Source organism: Pseudomonas khavaziana (genome assembly GCF_036704165.1).
Classification (GTDB): Bacteria; Pseudomonadota; Gammaproteobacteria; order Pseudomonadales; family Pseudomonadaceae; genus Aquipseudomonas; species Aquipseudomonas khavaziana.
Map to the genome: position 1 here is coordinate 2,190,860 of NZ_CP129946.1, position 17,716 is coordinate 2,208,575.

Annotated in this window: 14 protein-coding genes; 10 read left to right on the forward strand and 4 right to left on the reverse strand. The window is 58.8% G+C overall.

What is annotated here, in order from left to right:
* Positions 1–359 precede the first annotated feature (359 nt).
* Positions 360–1,148, reverse strand: coding sequence for an MlaA family lipoprotein (locus QYQ93_RS09805; protein WP_043051000.1), 789 nt, complete (start codon positions 1,146–1,148; stop codon positions 360–362).
* On the reverse strand, positions 1,141–2,439 hold the full coding sequence (locus QYQ93_RS09810) for a serine/threonine protein kinase (protein WP_032877094.1): 1,299 nt from the start codon (positions 2,437–2,439) through the stop codon (positions 1,141–1,143). The genes QYQ93_RS09805 and QYQ93_RS09810 overlap by 8 nt, the downstream gene beginning before the upstream one ends.
* Positions 2,440–2,674: 235 nt before the next feature.
* Here QYQ93_RS09810 and QYQ93_RS09815 point away from each other — a divergent pair, with 235 nt between their 5' ends.
* Positions 2,675–3,043 (forward strand): hypothetical protein, encoded by a 369-nt coding sequence (locus QYQ93_RS09815; RefSeq protein WP_338476815.1) that lies wholly within the window; start codon positions 2,675–2,677, stop codon positions 3,041–3,043.
* 105 nt (positions 3,044–3,148) lie between these two features.
* Here QYQ93_RS09815 and QYQ93_RS09820 read toward each other — a convergent pair whose 3' ends face one another.
* Positions 3,149–4,702: a glycosyl hydrolase family 17 protein gene (locus QYQ93_RS09820; protein ID WP_338476816.1), complete on the reverse strand. Its 1,554-nt coding sequence runs from the start codon at positions 4,700–4,702 to the stop codon at positions 3,149–3,151.
* A 333-nt stretch (positions 4,703–5,035) separates the two neighbouring features.
* Here QYQ93_RS09820 and QYQ93_RS09825 point away from each other — a divergent pair, with 333 nt between their 5' ends.
* The 3 genes from QYQ93_RS09825 to QYQ93_RS09835 all read left to right on the forward strand — a co-directional run bounded on the left by QYQ93_RS09825 (position 5,036) and on the right by QYQ93_RS09835 (position 8,110).
* Positions 5,036–5,887 (forward strand): glycine betaine ABC transporter substrate-binding protein, encoded by an 852-nt coding sequence (locus QYQ93_RS09825; protein ID WP_043051002.1) that lies wholly within the window; start codon positions 5,036–5,038, stop codon positions 5,885–5,887.
* Between the two features lie 256 nt (positions 5,888–6,143).
* Positions 6,144–6,455, forward strand: coding sequence for a DUF485 domain-containing protein (locus QYQ93_RS09830; RefSeq protein WP_046069091.1), 312 nt, complete (start codon positions 6,144–6,146; stop codon positions 6,453–6,455).
* Complete coding sequence (locus QYQ93_RS09835) at positions 6,452–8,110, forward strand: cation acetate symporter (protein WP_043051004.1); 1,659 nt, start codon at positions 6,452–6,454, stop codon at positions 8,108–8,110. Before QYQ93_RS09830 ends, QYQ93_RS09835 begins: the two co-directional genes overlap by 4 nt.
* 284 nt (positions 8,111–8,394) lie before the next feature.
* Here the strand turns inward: QYQ93_RS09835 and gltA are convergent, their stop codons facing one another.
* Positions 8,395–9,684 carry a citrate synthase gene (gene gltA, locus QYQ93_RS09840; RefSeq protein WP_012723087.1) on the reverse strand — a complete coding sequence of 430 codons (1,290 nt, stop codon included), beginning with the start codon at positions 9,682–9,684 and terminating at the stop codon, positions 8,395–8,397.
* A gap of 365 nt (positions 9,685–10,049) precedes the next feature.
* Between gltA and sdhC the strand changes: the two genes are divergently transcribed.
* From sdhC to odhB, 6 genes are all read left to right on the forward strand, one after another.
* Complete coding sequence (gene sdhC, locus QYQ93_RS09845; RefSeq protein WP_003190005.1) at positions 10,050–10,424, forward strand: succinate dehydrogenase, cytochrome b556 subunit; 375 nt, start codon at positions 10,050–10,052, stop codon at positions 10,422–10,424.
* Complete coding sequence (gene sdhD / locus QYQ93_RS09850) at positions 10,418–10,786, forward strand: succinate dehydrogenase, hydrophobic membrane anchor protein (protein WP_003172805.1); 369 nt, start codon at positions 10,418–10,420, stop codon at positions 10,784–10,786. Before sdhC ends, sdhD begins: the two co-directional genes overlap by 7 nt.
* Before the next feature lie 3 nt (positions 10,787–10,789).
* Entirely contained in the window at positions 10,790–12,562 is a 1,773-nt protein-coding gene (gene sdhA, locus QYQ93_RS09855; protein WP_003190007.1) for a succinate dehydrogenase flavoprotein subunit, read from the forward strand.
* Between the two features lie 11 nt (positions 12,563–12,573).
* A complete protein-coding gene (locus tag QYQ93_RS09860) occupies positions 12,574–13,278 on the forward strand; it encodes a succinate dehydrogenase iron-sulfur subunit (RefSeq protein WP_034118919.1) in 705 nt (234 codons plus the stop codon).
* Between the two features lie 262 nt (positions 13,279–13,540).
* The gene (locus QYQ93_RS09865; protein ID WP_043051005.1) at positions 13,541–16,372 is read left to right on the forward strand and encodes a 2-oxoglutarate dehydrogenase E1 component; all 2,832 of its coding nucleotides are present in this window, start codon (positions 13,541–13,543) and stop codon (positions 16,370–16,372) included.
* Between the two features lie 44 nt (positions 16,373–16,416).
* Entirely contained in the window at positions 16,417–17,646 is a 1,230-nt protein-coding gene (gene odhB / locus QYQ93_RS09870; RefSeq protein ID WP_043051006.1) for a 2-oxoglutarate dehydrogenase complex dihydrolipoyllysine-residue succinyltransferase, read from the forward strand.
* Positions 17,647–17,716 lie beyond the last annotated feature (70 nt).

Below are 17,716 nucleotides of genomic sequence, written 5' to 3' on the forward strand. Positions count from 1 at the left end.
CATGTATTGGCTACTTTGGCTCGCGATTAAACTCAATTTTAGAGTTCTGCTCCTGGGCGGTGTCTATATACGTCCGTGCAAGGACATCCAGAAATCGCTCTTGAGGGGGCGTCCCTGTTTCTTTCTGGGAGCGTGAGGTATCTGGGGCGGGCAGAGGTGGAGATGAAGTGGGCTGGATCGAGGACATGATATTCCTTAATTATTATACAGGTTTGGATAAGAGCCGTTCTGACAGCAGAACAAACTCATCCTTGTGTGGCAGATCCGGCCCTATGAGTTCCAGTTTTCTATAAAAAAATGGAAATTCACAGGCGAAAAAAAGGCCATTCAATCGAATGGCCTTTTCAATGACGCGAGATTTACTCGGCAATCTGCAACTTACGCGACTCCGTATAGATATACCGCACCTTCTCATACTCAAACGGCGAGTTCATCTGCCCGTAACGGAAGCTGGTCTGGTAGCGCTTGTCCACCGCGCGCAGTGCCCAGATTTCCGGGTGGTTGGAGCTGACTTCGGACACGTTGAGGAAGTTGATCTGCGACTCTGCGCTGTAATCCACCAGCAGGCCGGTGGTGTCGCGCAGGTTCGACGGGCCGAAGATCGGCAGGACCACGTAGGCGCCGCCGGGCACGCCGTAGAAGCCCAAGGTCTGGCCGAAGTCTTCACTCTGGCGCGGCAGGCCCATGGCGGTGGCCGGGTCCCATAGGCCGGCGACGCCTATGGTGGTATTGACCAGCAAGCGCCCGGTGGTTTCCAGGGAGCGGTGGCCCTTGAGTTGCAGCAGGCTGTTCAACAGGTTGGGTACATCGCCCAGGTTGTTGAAAAAGTTGCTTACGCCGGTACGCAGGAAGCTCGGCGTGACATAGCGGTAGCCATTGACCACCGGCAGGAACACCCATTGGTCGAAGCGATAGTTGAAGTGGTAGACGCGGCGGTTCCACGACTCCAGCGGGTCATACACGTTAAGGGCGGTCAGCGATGAGCGCTCGAACTCGCGCTGGTCCAGGCCTGGGTTGAACTTGAGCTTGGTCAGCGGCTCCTTGAAACCGTCGGCACCGACCTTGACCGGTTCATGGGCCTTGCTGTTGTCGGCATTGGCCACGCCTGCGCACATAAGTGCGGCAAGCAGCAAAAGATATTTAGCCACGGAAGAACTCCAGCATGGCGTCGGCGTTGACGCGGTAATTGAGGTTGCCGCAGTGGCCGCCCAGCGGGTAGACGGTCAAGCGATCGCCGAAAGTTTTACGCAGGAAACCCAGGTCGCCAGGGCCGAGGATCACGTCGTCGGCGTTGTGCATCACGGCGATTTTCGGGCTGTCGCGCAGGTAGTCCTTGAGAGCGTACAAGCTGACCTGATCGATCAGTTGCAGCAGGCTGCCGCCGTCGGAACGGGCGCGCCACATCGGGATCACTTGTTCGGTGAGATAGCAGTCGAAGTCGCATTGCAGGGCACGCTTGAGGAACGGCGTGAGACTGGTGCCTTCAGTGATCGGGTATTTGGGCGGGATGATCAGGCCGCGGCGATTGATCAGGTCCGAGGTAAAGGCGATGTCGGCAGCCGAAAAGCGGAACGAAGTGCCGATCAACATGGCCATCTGTTCGTTGCTCAGGTGCTGCTTGGACTGCTGGAAGTCATAGAGCAGCGCATCGTTGAGGTCGATGTAGCCTTTTTGCTGGAAGTAGCGGGTCAGTTTGCTCAACACCAGCTCATAGAAGGTGGTGGTGTTGTTGATGCCCTTGACCTCGGTCTGTACCAGTTTGTCGAGGTTGGTAATCGAGGTGTAGAGGTTGACCGGCGGGTTGAGCAGCAGCACTTTCTTGAAGTTGAAGGTGCGGCGGGTTTCATCCAGCTTGCTGACGAACGCTGCATCCAGGGCGCCCAGACTGTAGCCGGTGAGGTAGAAGTCGGTCACTGGCAACGAGGCATTTTGTGCACGCACAGCTTGCATCACGCGGTACATGTCTTCGGCGTCCTCCTGGGTGATACCCGGGGTGGCGAAGCGCGAGGCAGCGCTGATGAAGTCGAAGCTGGTGGGCGATGACAACTGCACCACGTGGTAGCCGGCCTGGTAATACAGCTTCTTCAGGTATTCGTTGATGCTGCTGTCGAACCGCGCACCGGTGCCCGCGATCAGGAAGATCAGCGGCGCAGCGCGGTCCTGCTTGGCGATGCGGTAGGTGAGTTTCTTCACCGCCCAGAAATTGTCCGGCAGGCTGAACTCGCGCTCGGGGCGCATATTCAGGGTGTAGTCGGATTGGTTGATCTCATCATCGGTCGGCAAGGTTGGCCGAAGATCGGGAGGCGTGGTGGCAATGGTGGCTTCGAACGGGTTGGTCAAAGGGTAGCCATAGCTGGCCTGGTCGATATCGACGGCCAGTGCTGACGCACTCAAAAATAGGCTGCCCAGCAAGGCAGCACAGCGCAAGGAACGGAGCATGACTTAATCCCTAAGAGGAAACGTGCTGAATGAAGTTCGCAGGCTATGACCACCGCCTTGTCACCGAAGTGCCAGCACTCGGCACGAAAAGTCGGAAAAAACGTAGGAATCGGGGGTAATAGTAGCGAGACGATACACTTTGCCACGCCTTGTTGAACAGATATCTGCGCGAACACCTTGCTAACGGCCGCGGTGGGATTAAGCTGAGCGCCGTTTTTGCCTATCGGAGTGCCCCATGTCCCGCCGCTTGCCGTTGATTTTGCTGCTTATTGCCCTGCCGTTATGGCTGGCCGCCAGCTATGCCGCACGTTATGGCTTTATGGAGGATGGGCAGTGGGTCGGCCTCTGCGCAGAGGAGGCCAGCCGCTGGGAGTGCCAGGTGCGTGCGAACCTGGGGTTGATGATTCACTTCAAGGTGCTGGGTTGGGCAGCGCTGATCACGTCGGTGCTGGCGTTTTTCGTGCCGGGGCGTGCGGGGTGGGCTTTGGCGGTGCTGGGGATGGTGTTCGGGCTGCCGGCCCTGGCGTTGTACAACACCACGTTTGCGGTGTTTGCGCTGGTGATTGCGGGGTTGCGGTTGGTCAGGAAGCCTCGGGGCGCCTGATAGGGCCAATCGGGAGCAAACTCCCTCCCACACTTGATTGGGTTCACATATTTCTATTTGTGAATTCGGTCAAGTGTGGGAGGGGGCTTGCTCCCGATGACAGTGTTAAGCCTTGCGCACCCGCAAGCAGCGCCACAAAGCTGCAACCATGAGCACGCTGACCACCGCCCAGCCCCAAGCCTGCTGGTTCAGCAAGCCTTCCCGGTACAACTGCGGTGCAATGCCGGCACCGATAATGAAGGCCAGCAGCGCAATCTCCCGACGCGGCCCGGTTACCGGGCGCACCAGGTACACCATGGCGGGCAGCAGCAGCGCCGCGCTCGGAAAGCTGCGGTAACGCGGGTCAAACACCAGCGCCAGCATCATTACCGCCCCGGCAAACCCGGCAATCGCCACCAGCCAACCGGCACGTTGCTCCAGCCAGTCGAACGCGCGCGCGCGCCAGCCGTCACGGGCGCTGAGGGCCAGGGCGGCGTGGGCCAGCACCAGCATGTTCAATACCACCAGCAAACCGGCCCATACCCACTCATCATTGAAGCGTGCGGTGACACGGGTCAGTTCGGCCCAGGTGCCAATGGAGCAGGCTGCAACGGCGCCCAGTAAGGGCAGCAGCAGCGCCGAGCGTAGGCTGCGCACACGGCCACCGAGCATCAGGGTGCCGAGCAGGATGAGCCCGCCGACGCCCAGCCACAGCGGCCAGTACGGTACATTGGTCACGGGGCCGGCGAGGATGGCTTTGTCCTGGCGGTCTGCATCGAACAGCCCCCAATACCCGCCGACGGCACCTTCACTGGCGCGCTTCCAAGGTTGGTCAAAGGCTTCGATCAAGTTGTAGCGCCAGCCATTGGCTTCGGCCATGGCCACGAAGCCACGCATGAACTTGGCTTCATTGACCCGGCTTGGCACGGCGGTTTCGCGCTGGCGGCCTTCGCTGGGCCAGCCGGTCTCGCCGATCACGATGTCCTTGGGCGCGAACTTGTGGCCGAAGGTCTGGCGTACATCGCCCACGTGCTTGAGCGCCTGGTCGATGCCGGACGGATCATCTTCCCAGTACGGCAGCAGGTGAATGGTGAGGAAATCCACCGCCGGGGCGATTTCCGGGTGTTGCAGCCAGAACTCCCAGACATCGGCGTAGGTGACCGGCTGCTTGATCTGGCCTTTGACTGTTTGAATCAGCGCCACCAATTGCTTGGCGGTCACTTCCTTGCGCAACAGGGCTTCGTTGCCGACGATCACCGAGGTGACGATGTCAGGATTAGCGTTGGCAGCAGCGATCAGCTCGTTGATTTCTTTCTCGGTCGCCACTGGATCGCTGCTGACCCAGGCCCCGGCCATCACCTTCAAGCCATGCTTGCGCGCCAGGTCGGGCAAGGACTCCAGGCCCGTCATGGAGTAGGTGCGAATGCATTCAAAGCGTGTGGCAAGCAGCGCCAGGTCGGCGTCCATGCGCTCGGGGCGCAGCTTGAACGGCTGGTCGAAGGGCGATTGGTCCTTGTCGAACGGCGTATAGGACGCACATTGCATCTTGTGGCTGGCGCTGGCGACGTCCGGCAACACCACCGGCCGGCCGAGGCCGTACCAGTAGCCGACAAGGGCGAGCAAGCCGAGGATCAAGGCGAGGAAATAGGGCAGGGCAGGGAAGCGGGCAGTCGCGGGCATGGTCGGCTTATCTGGGGGAGCAAAGGCGCGCATCTTACCCGCAATTGACTCCTTTCAGTGCGGCTGCATGATTTTGACATGCAAAGTTCGGGCGGGATTCTGGCGTCAAGTTGTAGGAGGCTTCCTGCTGGCTATGTGATGTCGTTTCTTGCTCAGCCGAGGTCGCTGGCAGAGCAGGTCCATGGACCCGGCAGGTTGATTATCGAAGGGTCAGAACTCCACTGATGTCTTGGGCAACCGGATCGATGCGCGTGAAGGAGGCGCGGTGCACCCTATAACAACAGTTTGACGTCGCTCGGCATCCGTCGGGCGCAGCACTTTCGGGGAAGTACTATGAAGATGCGACGACTCTTGGGCGCAGCTGCCACGTTGGTGGTTGCGATGGGCTCCACACTGGCCAGCGCCGACAGCAAGACCCTGAGCCTCGGCTACGTGGACGGCTGGTCCGACAGCGTGGCCACCACTCACGTGGCGGCAGAAGTGATCAGGGAAAAACTTGGCTACGACGTGAAGCTGCAAGCCGTCGCCACCGGGATCATGTGGCAGGGCGTCGCCACCGGCAAACTCGATGCCATGCTCTCTGCCTGGCTGCCTGTGACCCATGGCGAATACTGGGCCAAGAACAAAGATAAGGTGGTCGACTACGGCCCTAACTTCAAGGATGCGAAGATTGGCTTGATCGTGCCGGAGTACGTCAAGGCCAAATCCATCGAAGACCTCAAGACCGATACCACCTTCAAGAACAAGATTGTCGGCATCGACGCCGGTTCAGGCGTAATGCTCAAGACCGACGAAGCCATCAAGCAATATGGCCTGGACTACAAGCTGCAAGCCAGCTCGGGCGCGGCGATGATCGCCGAACTGACCCGTGCCGAAGACAAGCAGGACTCCATTGCCGTGACCGGTTGGGTGCCGCACTGGATGTTTGCCAAGTGGAAACTGCGTTTCCTGGAAGACCCCAAAGGGATTTATGGTGCTGCTGAAACCGTCAACAGCATCGGCAGCAAGGGCCTGGAGAAGAAAGCACCGGAAGTGGCGGCTTTCCTGAAGAAATTCCAGTGGGCCTCCAAGGATGAGATCGGCGAAGTCATGCTCGCTATCCAGGAAGGCGCCAAGCCTGATGCGGCGGCCAAGGATTGGGTGGCCAAGCACCCTGAGCGCGTGGCCGAATGGACCGCTAAATAAAAGCCACTGATGCACCCCTGTGGGAGGGGGCTTGCTCCCGATAGCGGTATGTCAGTCACAGATTTTTTGACTGGTACACCGCTATCGGGAGCAAGCCCCCTCCCACACTGGTTTCGCCCCGCCTCAAATCTTCCTGCGCTTTAGCCATCCCTCGCTACACTCGATCTACTACTAAGGTCGTCTGGAACCCTTTCCACAGCCGCATACAGTGGATACGTTCCAATAATAAAAAAGCTGTGCTGCGAGGATAAAAACAATGAACGACAGCATTTACCTCTCGATTCAAAACAGCCCGCGTTTCAAGGAGCTGGTCAGGAAAAGGGAAAAGTTCGCCTGGATTCTCTCGGCGATCATGCTAGGGCTTTACTCCGGTTTCATCCTATTGATCGCCTACGGGCCGCAAGTACTGGGGGCCAAGCTCAGCCCCGGTTCATCCATCACCTGGGGCATCCCTATCGGGGTCGGGCTGATTGTCTCGGCCTTCATCCTCACCGGCATCTATGTGCGACGCGCCAATGGCGAATTCGACGACCTGAACAATGCGATTCTCAAGGAGGCTGCGCAATGATCCGTCGTCTATTGGCTGTATTCGGCGCTAGCGTCTTTGCTCCCGCCGTTTGGGCGGCAGATGCATTGACCGGTGAAGTGCACAAGCAACCGCTGAATATCGCAGCGATCCTGATGTTCGTGGCCTTTGTCGGCGCGACGTTGTGCATCACCTACTGGGCGTCCAAGCGCAACAAGTCGGCGGCCGACTACTATGCGGCAGGCGGCAAGATCACCGGTTTCCAGAACGGCCTGGCGATTGCCGGCGACTATATGTCGGCGGCGTCCTTCCTGGGTATTTCCGCGCTGGTGTTTACCTCTGGCTACGACGGCCTGATCTACTCGATCGGCTTCCTGGTGGGCTGGCCGATCATCCTGTTCCTGATCGCCGAGCGCCTGCGTAACCTGGGCAAATACACCTTTGCCGACGTGGCGTCCTATCGCCTCGGGCAAACCCAGATCCGCAGCCTCTCGGCCTGTGGCTCGCTGGTGGTGGTGGCGTTCTACCTGATCGCGCAGATGGTTGGCGCGGGCAAGCTGATCCAGTTGCTGTTCGGCCTGGACTACCATGTGGCGGTGATCCTGGTCGGCATCCTGATGTGCCTGTACGTGTTGTTCGGCGGCATGCTGGCGACCACCTGGGTGCAGATCATCAAGGCGGTGCTGTTGCTGTCCGGTGCCTCGTTCATGGCGCTGATGGTGATGAAGCACGTCAACTTCGACTTCAACATGCTGTTTGCCGAAGCGATCAAGGTTCACCCCAAAGGTGAAGCGATCATGAGCCCGGGCGGCCTGGTGAAAGACCCTATCTCGGCATTCTCCCTTGGCCTGGCCCTGATGTTCGGTACCGCCGGCCTGCCGCACATCCTGATGCGTTTCTTCACCGTGAGCGACGCCAAGGAAGCGCGTAAGAGCGTGCTGTACGCTACGGGCTTCATCGGCTACTTCTATATCCTGACCTTTATCATCGGCTTCGGCGCGATCCTGTTGGTCAGCACCAACCCGGCGTTCAAGGATGCGGCAGGCGCTTTGCTCGGCGGTAACAACATGGCGGCGGTGCACCTGGCCAACGCGGTGGGTGGCAGCATCTTCCTGGGCTTCATCTCGGCCGTGGCCTTCGCCACCATCCTCGCGGTGGTTGCCGGCTTGACCCTGGCCGGAGCTTCGGCGGTATCCCATGACCTGTACGCCAGCGTGATCAAGAAGGGCAAGGCCAACGAGAAGGATGAGATTCGCGTGTCGAAGATCACCACCATCGCCCTGGCAGTGCTGGCTATCGGCCTGGGTATCCTGTTCGAAAGCCAGAACATTGCGTTCATGGTCGGCCTTGCGTTCTCGATTGCCGCCAGCTGTAACTTCCCGGTGCTGCTGCTTTCCATGTACTGGAAAAACCTCACCACCCGTGGCGCCATGATCGGCGGCTGGCTGGGCTTGATCAGTGCCGTGGGCCTGATGATCCTCGGCCCGACCATCTGGGTCTCGATCCTGCACCACGAAAAAGCCATCTTCCCGTACGAGTACCCGGCTCTGTTCTCGATGATCATTGCGTTCATCGGCATCTGGTTCTTCTCCATCACCGACAAGTCGGCGGCGGCAGAGAAAGAGCGTGCGCTGTACTTCCCGCAGTTTGTGCGTTCGCAGACTGGCCTGGGGGCGAGTGGGGCGGTTAACCACTAAGGTTATAGCTGGATAGAAAAATGCCCCGGTCGAAAGGCCGGGGTATTTTTTTGTCTGGGATTTATGGGGGGCTGCTACTGGTCTCATCGGGAGCAAGTCGAATCGTCGCACCGCCCCTCCCACACTGGATTGGGTTCGCAGATTTCAACTTGTGAACACAGTCAAGTGTGGGAGGGGCGGTGCGACGATTCGACTTGCTCCCGATGGCGGCACACCAGGCACCCCAAATAAAAACGGCCTCCACTGAGGGAGGCCGTTCTCATTACAGGCAAGCCCTTAAGTGCTTACTTGCGATCTTCCAGCTTGGTAATGTCACGCGACTCGTAGCCGGTGTACAGCTGGCGCGGGCGGCCAATCTTGTACGGGCTGGAGAGCATTTCCTTCCAGTGGGAGATCCAGCCCACAGTCCGCGCCAAAGCGAAGATCACGGTGAACATGCTGGTTGGAATGCCGATCGCCTTGAGGATGATCCCCGAGTAGAAGTCGACGTTCGGGTACAGCGAGCGTTCGATGAAGTACGGGTCGGTCAGGGCGATCTCTTCCAGGCGCATGGCCAGTTCGAGTTGCGGATCGTTCTTGATGCCCAGTTCCTTCAACACTTCGTCGCAGGTCTGCTTCATCACAGTGGCACGTGGGTCGCGGTTCTTGTAGACCCGGTGACCGAAGCCCATCAGCTTGAACGGATCGTTCTTGTCCTTGGCCTTGGCAATGAACTTGTCGATGTTGGAAACATCGCCGATTTCATCGAGCATGGTCAACACGGCTTCGTTCGCACCGCCGTGGGCAGGGCCCCACAGTGCGGCGATGCCGGCGGCGATACAGGCGAACGGGTTGGCACCCGAAGAGCCGGCCAGGCGTACGGTGGAGGTGGAGGCGTTCTGCTCGTGGTCGGCATGGAGGATGAAGATCCGGTCCATGGCCTTGGCCAGCACAGGGCTGATCGGTTTGATCTCGCACGGGGTGTTGAACATCATGTGCAGGAAGTTTTCCGCGTACGTCAGGTCGTTGCGCGGGTACATCATGGGTTGGCCCATGGAGTACTTGTAAACCATTGCGGCCAGGGTCGGCATCTTGGCAACCAGGCGGATCGCGGAAATTTCGCGATGCTGCGGGTTATTGATGTCCAGGGAGTCGTGATAGAAGGCCGACAGGGCGCCGACCACGCCGCACATGACGGCCATCGGGTGGGCGTCGCGACGAAAGCCGTTGAAGAAGGTCTTCAACTGCTCGTGAACCATGGTGTGGTTCTTCACAGTGCTGACGAACTGGGCTTTCTGCTCGGCTGTTGGCAATTCACCATTTAGCAGCAGGTAGCAGGTTTCCAGGTAGTCCGATTGTTCGGCCAGTTGCTCGATCGGGTAGCCGCGATGAAGCAGAATGCCATTATCACCATCGATATAGGTGATCTTCGACTCGCACGAAGCGGTCGACATGAAGCCTGGGTCGAAAGTAAAACGGCCCGTGGCCGTCAGGCCCCGTACGTCGATAACATCGGGACCAACGGTGCCGGTTAAAATGGGCAGCTCGACGGGGGCTGCGCCCTCGATGATCAACTGCGCTTTTTTGTCAGCCATGTGGCCTCCTATTTATGCTTCAAATCATCAGACAGACCCCCCACGCAGGGCCCGCACCACTATATTGATATAAATCCAGATGTCAATTTGCCTAAAGTCTTGCGCCAGAAGGCTTTAACCGTACTTTTTCGTCGAAAATGACTGCCATTTACGCCTTTTATCCCGTCAGCGCAATCAGCTATTAGGGTGAGGTGTGCGCGTTGTCATTAGTAACCTAACTGTCTATACTCGGCCACCGACCGCCAAGGGCTTTTGGGCTTGCTTTCATTGGGGGTCGCACTCCCTGGGTGGTGCTTACCTGACCAGTCGCACTCCCCAACAACTTTGCCCTGATTGTTAGGGGCTCTTCAGTGTGAAAAAAAGCCGTGAATAGCCAACGACCTGTAAACCTAGACCTAAGGACCATCAAACTCCCCATCACCGGCGTTACGTCGTTCCTGCACCGTGTTTCCGGCATCATCCTGTTCCTGGGCTTGGGCATCATGCTTTATGCATTGAGCAAATCCCTGGGTTCCGAGGAAGGATACGCCGAGGTGAAGGCATGCTTGACCAGCCCGCTGGCCAAGTTCGTAGCATGGGGCCTCTTGTCCTCTCTGCTGTATCACCTGGTAGCCGGTGTGCGCCATTTGATCATGGACATGGGCATCGGTGAGACGCTGGAAGGCGGCCGCCTGGGCTCGAAAATCATCATCGCCATTTCCGTGGTGCTGATCGTTCTGGCAGGAGTTTGGATATGGTAACCAGCGTTACGAATCTGTCGCGTTCGGGCCTCTATGACTGGATGGCACAGCGTGTGTCTGCGGTCGTTCTCGCGGCTTATTTCATTTTCCTGATCGGATACCTCGTCGCAAACCCGGGCATTGGCTATGAGCAATGGCATGGCCTGTTTTCCCATAATGCGATGCGAATCTTCAGTCTGCTGGCCCTTGTAGCCCTGGGCGCTCACGCCTGGGTTGGCATGTGGACCATCGCGACTGACTACCTGACGCCGATGGCGCTGGGCAAGTCCGCGACTGCAGTACGTTTCCTCTTCCAGGCAGTATGCGGCGTCGCGATGTTCGCTTACTTCGTCTGGGGTGTGCAGATTCTTTGGGGTATCTGATTCATGGCTAACATTCCAACTATTTCATTCGACGCCATCATCATTGGTGGCGGCGGTGCTGGCATGCGCGCTGCGCTGCAGCTGGCCCAGGGTGGTCACAAGACTGCCGTGATCACCAAGGTGTTCCCGACGCGCTCCCACACCGTATCGGCCCAGGGTGGCATCACCTGCGCCATCGCGTCCGCCGACCCGAACGATGACTGGCGCTGGCACATGTACGATACCGTCAAGGGTTCCGACTACATCGGTGACCAGGACGCTATCGAATACATGTGTCAGGAAGGCCCGGCCGCGGTGTTCGAGCTGGACCACATGGGCCTGCCGTTCTCCCGTACCGAGCAAGGTCGTATCTACCAGCGTCCATTCGGCGGCCAGTCGAAGGACTACGGTAAAGGTGGCCAGGCTGCCCGTACCTGCGCCGCGTCCGACCGTACCGGTCACGCGCTGCTGCACACCCTTTACCAGGGCAACCTGAAAGCCGGTACCACGTTCCTGAACGAGTACTACGCGGTTGACCTGGTCAAGAACGCGCAAGGCGAGTTCGTCGGTGTGATCGCTATCTGCATCGAAACCGGTGAAACCACCTACATCCGCGCCAAGGCTACTGTTCTGGCGACCGGCGGTGCAGGTCGTATCTACGCTTCGACCACCAATGCCCTGATCAATACCGGTGACGGCGTCGGCATGGCACTGCGCGCGGGCGTACCTGTACAAGACATCGAAATGTGGCAGTTCCACCCGACCGGCATCGCCGGCGCCGGTGTATTGGTGACCGAAGGTTGCCGTGGCGAAGGTGGCTACCTGATCAACAAGCATGGCGAGCGTTTCATGGAGCGTTATGCTCCGAACGCCAAAGACTTGGCTGGCCGTGACGTAGTAGCCCGTTCGATGGTTAAAGAGATCATCGCCGGTAACGGCTGTGGCCCGAATGGCGACCACGTACTGCTCAAGCTCGATCACCTTGGTGAGGAAGTGCTGCACAGCCGCCTGCCAGGTATCTGCGAGCTGTCCAAGACCTTTGCCCACGTTGACCCGGTGGTTGCTCCGGTGCCGGTTGTTCCGACTTGCCACTACATGATGGGCGGCGTGCCGACCAACATTCATGGCCAGGCGATCACCCAGAACGCCGATGGCCAGGACGAGATCATTCATGGTCTGTTCGCGGTAGGCGAAGTGGCCTGCGTATCGGTTCACGGTGCCAACCGCCTGGGCGGCAACTCGCTGCTCGACCTGGTGGTATTCGGCCGCGCTGCCGGCCTGCACCTGGAAAAGGCGCTGACCGACGGCATCGAATACGATGACGCCACCGACGCCAACATCGAAGCTGCCCTGGCGCGCCTCAACGCTCTGAACGAGCGCACTGATGGCGAAGACGTGGCAACCCTGCGTCGTGAGCTGCAGAACTGCATGCAGAACTACTTCGGTGTGTTCCGTACCGGCGAATACATGCAGAAGGGCATTGCCCAGCTGGCCGATCTGCGCAAGCGTATCGCCAACGTCAAGATTAACGATAAGAGCCAGGCGTTCAACACTGCTCGTATCGAAGCCCTTGAACTGCAGAACCTGCTGGAAGTGGCTGAAGCGACGGCGATCGCCGCCGAGGTTCGTAAAGAATCCCGTGGTGCCCACGCCCGTGAAGACTTTGAAGATCGCGATGACGAAAACTGGTTGTGCCACACCCTGTACTTCCCGGGTGACAAGCGCGTGACCAAGCGTGCCGTGAACTTCTCGCCGAAGACGGTTCCGACGTTTGAACCGAAGATTCGGACTTACTAAGGGTGGCTGCCATGTTGAAAGTCAGTGTTTATCGCTACAACCCTGATCAGGACGCCGCGCCGTTCATGCAGGAATTCTCGGTCGATACCGGTGGTAAAGACCTGATGGTGCTGGACGTGCTGGCCCTGATCAAGGAACAGGACGAGGGTTTCTCCTATCGTCGCTCTTGCCGTGAAGGTGTCTGCGGCTCCGACGGCATGAACATCAATGGCAAGAACGGCCTGGCGTGTATCACGCCGCTGTCCGCTGTTGTCAAAGGTAACAAGCTGATCGTTCGTCCTCTGCCAGGTTTGCCGGTTATCCGTGACCTGGTCGTCGATATGAGCATCTTCTACAAGCAATACGAGAAAGTTAAGCCGTTCCTGCAGAATGACACGCCGGCTCCGGCCATCGAGCGTCTGCAGTCCCCTGAAGAGCGTGAAAAGCTCGATGGCTTGTACGAGTGCATCCTGTGCGCTTGCTGCTCGACTTCGTGCCCGTCCTTCTGGTGGAACCCGGACAAGTTCCTGGGCCCAGCTGCCTTGCTGCAAGCGTACCGCTTCCTGGCAGACAGCCGTGATACCAAGACGTCCGAGCGCCTGGCTTCGCTGGATGACCCGTTCAGCGTATTCCGCTGCCGCGGGATCATGAACTGCGTCAACGTATGTCCCAAGGGCCTGAACCCGACTAAGGCCATTGGTCACATCCGTAACATGCTGCTGCAGAGCGGCGTGTAACTGACGTTGTAGTAATAGCAGGACCGTTGTGCCCGTAAATGCTGCGGCGCAGGCTTCAACCGGCGCCGTAGTTTTAACTTGAGCAGCGACTTACAAAGCCGCGGCTCTTATTTTGAAGAAATGAGACAAGCAGGGGCATTCGGGTTGGTACCCGAACTATCAGCGTGATCCTAAGTGGCTTGTTTTGGTCGCTGCACTTGGCCTTTTGCAAGCAGACTCGGTGTTTTCGCCGGTGGTGTCCCCAAATCGAGGGTGACCAAGCATGCAAGAAAGCGTGATGCAGCGCATGTGGAACAGCGGCTATCTTTCAGGTGGTAACGCTGCCTATGTGGAAGAGCTTTATGAGCTCTACCTGCACGACCCTAACGCTGTGCCAGAAGAATGGCGCACCAAATTTCAGACGTTGTCTTCAGACGGCAACGCTGCCACCGATGTATCGCACGCAACAATTCGCGATCAGTTCGTGCTGCTGGCAAAGAACCAGCGCCGCGCCCAGCCGGTTTCCGCCGGCAGCGTGAGCAGCGAGCATGAGAAGAAGCAAGTTGAAGTACTGCGACTGATCCAGGCCTACCGTATGCGTGGCCACCAGGCAGCCCAGCTTGACCCGCTGGGGCTGTGGCAGCGTCCTGCACCTGCAGACCTGTCGATCAATCATTACGGCTTGACCAATGCCGATCTTGATACGACCTTCCGTGCCGGCGACCTGTTCATCGGCAAAGAGGAAGCGAGCCTACGCGAAATTCACGAAGCGTTGCAGCAGACATATTGCCGCACCATTGGCGCTGAATTTACGCATATCACCGATTCCGAGCAGCGCCACTGGTTCCAGCACCGCCTGGAAGGCGTGCGTGGCCGCCCGGTATTGTCCGCTGATGTGCGCAGCCACTTGCTGGAGCGCGTGACCGCAGCCGAAGGCCTGGAGAAATACCTGGGCACCAAATACCCAGGCACCAAGCGTTTCGGCCTGGAAGGCGGCGAGAGCCTGATTCCGATGCTCGACGAACTGATCCAGCGTTCCGGTTCCTACGGCACCAAGGAAGTCGTGATCGGCATGGCTCACCGTGGTCGCCTGAACGTGTTGGTCAACACCTTCGGCAAGAACCCGCGTGAGCTGTTCGACGAGTTCGAAGGTAAGAAGAAGGTCGAGCTGGGTTCCGGTGACGTTAAGTACCACCAGGGCTTCTCGTCCAACGTGATGACCACCGGCGGTGAAGTTCACCTGGCCATGGCGTTCAACCCATCCCACCTGGAAATTGTTTCGCCAGTGGTCGAGGGTTCGGTACGTGCTCGCCAGGATCGTCGTAACGACGCCACCGGTGAGAAGGTCCTGCCGATTTCCATCCACGGTGACGCGGCATTCGCCGGTCAGGGCGTGGTCCTGGAAACGTTCCAGATGTCGCAGACTCGCGGCTTCAAGACTGGCGGTACCGTTCACATCGTCATCAACAACCAGGTCGGCTTTACCATCAGCAACCCGCTGGATGCGCGCTCCACCGAGTACGCCACCGACGTTGCCAAGATGATCCAGGCGCCGATCCTGCACGTGAATGGCGATGATCCGGAAGCCGTGCTGTTCGTGACCCAACTGGCTGTCGACTACCGCATGCAGTTCAAGCGTGATGTGGTGATCGACCTGGTTTGCTACCGCCGTCGCGGTCACAACGAAGCGGACGAGCCAAGCGGCACCCAGCCATTGATGTATCAGCAGATCACCAAGCAGCGCACCACTCGTGAGCTGTACGCCGAAAGCCTGACCAAGGCCGGCGTGGTGGATGATGAACGTGTCCAGGCGAAAGTCGACGAATACCGCAACGCCCTGGACAATGGCCTGCATGTAGTAAAAAGCCTGGTCAAGGAACCGAACAAGGAGCTTTTCGTCGACTGGCGTCCGTACCTGGGCCACACCTGGACTGCGCGTCACGATACGTCCTTCGACCTGAAGACCTTGCAGGAGCTTTCTGCCAAGCTGCTGGAAATTCCCGAAGGTTTCGTCGTTCAGCGCCAGGTGGCGAAGATCTACGAAGATCGTCAGAAGATGCAAGCCGGCGGCCTGCCGATCAACTGGGGTTACGCTGAAACCATGGCGTACGCGACCCTGGCGTTCGAAGGTCACCCGATCCGCATGACCGGCCAGGACATCGGCCGTGGTACGTTCTCGCACCGTCATGCGGTTCTGCACAACCAGAAAGACGCTTCCACTTACATTCCGTTGCAACACCTGTACGAAGGCCAGCCACGTTTCGACCTGTACGATTCGTTCCTGTCCGAAGAAGCCGTACTGGCGTTCGAATACGGCTACTCGACCACCACGCCGAACGCGTTGGTGATCTGGGAAGCCCAGTTCGGCGACTTTGCCAACGGTGCCCAGGTGGTGATCGACCAGTTCATCACCAGCGGCGAGCACAAGTGGGGCCGTCTGTGCGGTTTGACCATGCTGCTGCCACACGGTTATGAAGGTCAGGGGCCGGAGCACTCTTCGGCACGTCTGGAGCGTTACCTGCAGCTGTGTGCCGAGCACAACATCCAGGTGTGCGTGCCGACCACCCCGGCGCAGATCTACCATTTGCTGCGTCGCCAGGTGATCCGCCCGCTGCGCAAGCCGCTGGTCGTACTCACGCCGAAATCGCTGTTGCGCCACAAACTGGCCGTCTCGACCCTGGAAGACCTGGCCGAAGGTTCGTTCCAGACCGTGATTCCAGAGATCGACACACTGGACGCCGCCAAGGTCACTCGCCTGATCCTGTGCAGCGGCAAGGTCTACTACGATCTGCTGGAAAAACGCCGTGCCGAAGGCCGCGAAGACATTGCTATCGTGCGTATCGAGCAGCTTTATCCGTTCCCGGAAGATGACCTCATGGAGATCATCGCGCCTTACACCAACCTCACGAACGTAGTGTGGTGTCAGGAAGAACCGATGAACCAGGGCGCCTGGTACAGCAGCCAGCATCATCTGCGTCGCAGCATCGGCAACCACAACAAGGCCCTGGGCCTGGAGTACGCCGGTCGTGATGCTTCTGCTGCACCTGCCTGTGGTTATGCGTCGATGCACGCCGAGCAGCAGGAAAAACTGCTGCAAGATGCTTTCACTGTTTAACGCCTTCGCGCTGACTGAAACCGAATTTTAAGGACCTACAGATAATGGCTATCGAAATCAAAGCCCCGTCATTCCCGGAATCGGTTGCCGATGGCACCGTTGCCACCTGGCACAAGAAACCAGGCGACGCCGTCAAGCGTGACGAGCTGATCGTTGACATCGAGACTGACAAAGTCGTACTCGAAGTGTTGGCTGAAGCTGACGGCGTGCTGGGCGCGATCGTGGCTGAAGAGGGCGCTACCGTTCTGTCGAACCAGGTACTGGGTTCGATCGAAGAGGGCAGCGCTGCTGCAGCTCCTGCTCCTGTCGCCGCTGCTGCTGCACCGGCTGCTTCGGCGCCTGCCGCCGCACCGGCTGCCGGTGGCGAAGATCCAATCGCTGCACCGGCTGCACGTCAACTGGCTGATGAAAATGGTATCAACCTGGCTTCCATCAAGGGCACCGGCAAAGACGGCCGCGTGACCAAGGAAGACGTGGTTGCTGCCGTTGAAGCCAAGAAAAACGCCCCGGCTGCCGCACCTGCCAAGGCTGCTGCTCCGGCTGCCGCTGCTCCGGTGTTCGCTGCCGGCGACCGCACCGAGAAGCGTGTACCGATGACCCGTGTACGTGCCACCGTGGCCAAGCGCCTGGTTGAAGCCCAGTCGAACATGGCGATGCTGACCACTTTCAACGAAGTCGACATGACCGAAGTCATGGCCCTGCGTTCGAAGTACAAGGATCTGTTCGAGAAGTCCCACAACGGCGTGCGCCTGGGCTTCATGTCGTTCTTCGTCAAAGCGGCCACCGAAGCGCTGAAGCGCTTCCCGGCTGTCAACGCTTCCATCGACGGCAGCGACATCGTCTACCACGGCTATGCAGACATCGGCGTTGCCGTGTCCAGCGACCGTGGCCTGGTGGTTCCGGTACTGCGTAACGCCGAGCTGATGAGCCTGGCTGAAATCGAAGGCGGCATCGCCGGCTTCGGCAAGAAAGCCCGTGACGGCAAGCTGACCATCGACGAGATGACCGGTGGTACCTTCACCATCACCAACGGTGGTACCTTCGGTTCGATGATGTCGACGCCGATCGTCAACCCACCGCAAGCTGCGATCCTGGGCATGCACAACATCATCCAGCGTCCGATGGCCATCAATGGCCAGGTCGTGATCCGCCCAATGATGTACCTGGCACTGTCTTACGATCACCGCCTGATCGACGGTAAAGAAGCCGTGACGTTCCTGGTGACCATCAAGAACCTGCTGGAAGACCCGGCTCGCCTGCTCCTGGACATCTGATAGAAGCAGCCGCAAGTTGCGAGCTACAAGCTGTAGGAAAAAGCAGCTTGGCTTGCGGCTTGTGGCTAAA

Excerpts from the sequence above, each read along its gene's own strand:
- QYQ93_RS09810 (WP_032877094.1), bottom strand. The coding sequence starts at position 2,439 with ATGCTCCGTTCCTTGCGCTGTGCTGCCTTGCTGGGCAGCCTATTTTTG.
- QYQ93_RS09815 (WP_338476815.1), top strand. The coding sequence starts at position 2,675 with ATGTCCCGCCGCTTGCCGTTGATTTTGCTGCTTATTGCCCTGCCGTTA.
- QYQ93_RS09820 (WP_338476816.1), bottom strand. The coding sequence starts at position 4,702 with ATGCCCGCGACTGCCCGCTTCCCTGCCCTGCCCTATTTCCTCGCCTTG.
- QYQ93_RS09825 (WP_043051002.1), top strand. The coding sequence starts at position 5,036 with ATGAAGATGCGACGACTCTTGGGCGCAGCTGCCACGTTGGTGGTTGCG.
- QYQ93_RS09830 (WP_046069091.1), top strand. The coding sequence starts at position 6,144 with ATGAACGACAGCATTTACCTCTCGATTCAAAACAGCCCGCGTTTCAAG.
- QYQ93_RS09835 (WP_043051004.1), top strand. The coding sequence starts at position 6,452 with ATGATCCGTCGTCTATTGGCTGTATTCGGCGCTAGCGTCTTTGCTCCC.
- gltA (WP_012723087.1), bottom strand. The coding sequence starts at position 9,684 with ATGGCTGACAAAAAAGCGCAGTTGATCATCGAGGGCGCAGCCCCCGTC.
- sdhD (WP_003172805.1), top strand. The coding sequence starts at position 10,418 with ATGGTAACCAGCGTTACGAATCTGTCGCGTTCGGGCCTCTATGACTGG.
- sdhA (WP_003190007.1), top strand. The coding sequence starts at position 10,790 with ATGGCTAACATTCCAACTATTTCATTCGACGCCATCATCATTGGTGGC.
- QYQ93_RS09860 (WP_034118919.1), top strand. The coding sequence starts at position 12,574 with ATGTTGAAAGTCAGTGTTTATCGCTACAACCCTGATCAGGACGCCGCG.
- QYQ93_RS09865 (WP_043051005.1), top strand. The coding sequence starts at position 13,541 with ATGCAAGAAAGCGTGATGCAGCGCATGTGGAACAGCGGCTATCTTTCA.
- odhB (WP_043051006.1), top strand. The coding sequence starts at position 16,417 with ATGGCTATCGAAATCAAAGCCCCGTCATTCCCGGAATCGGTTGCCGAT.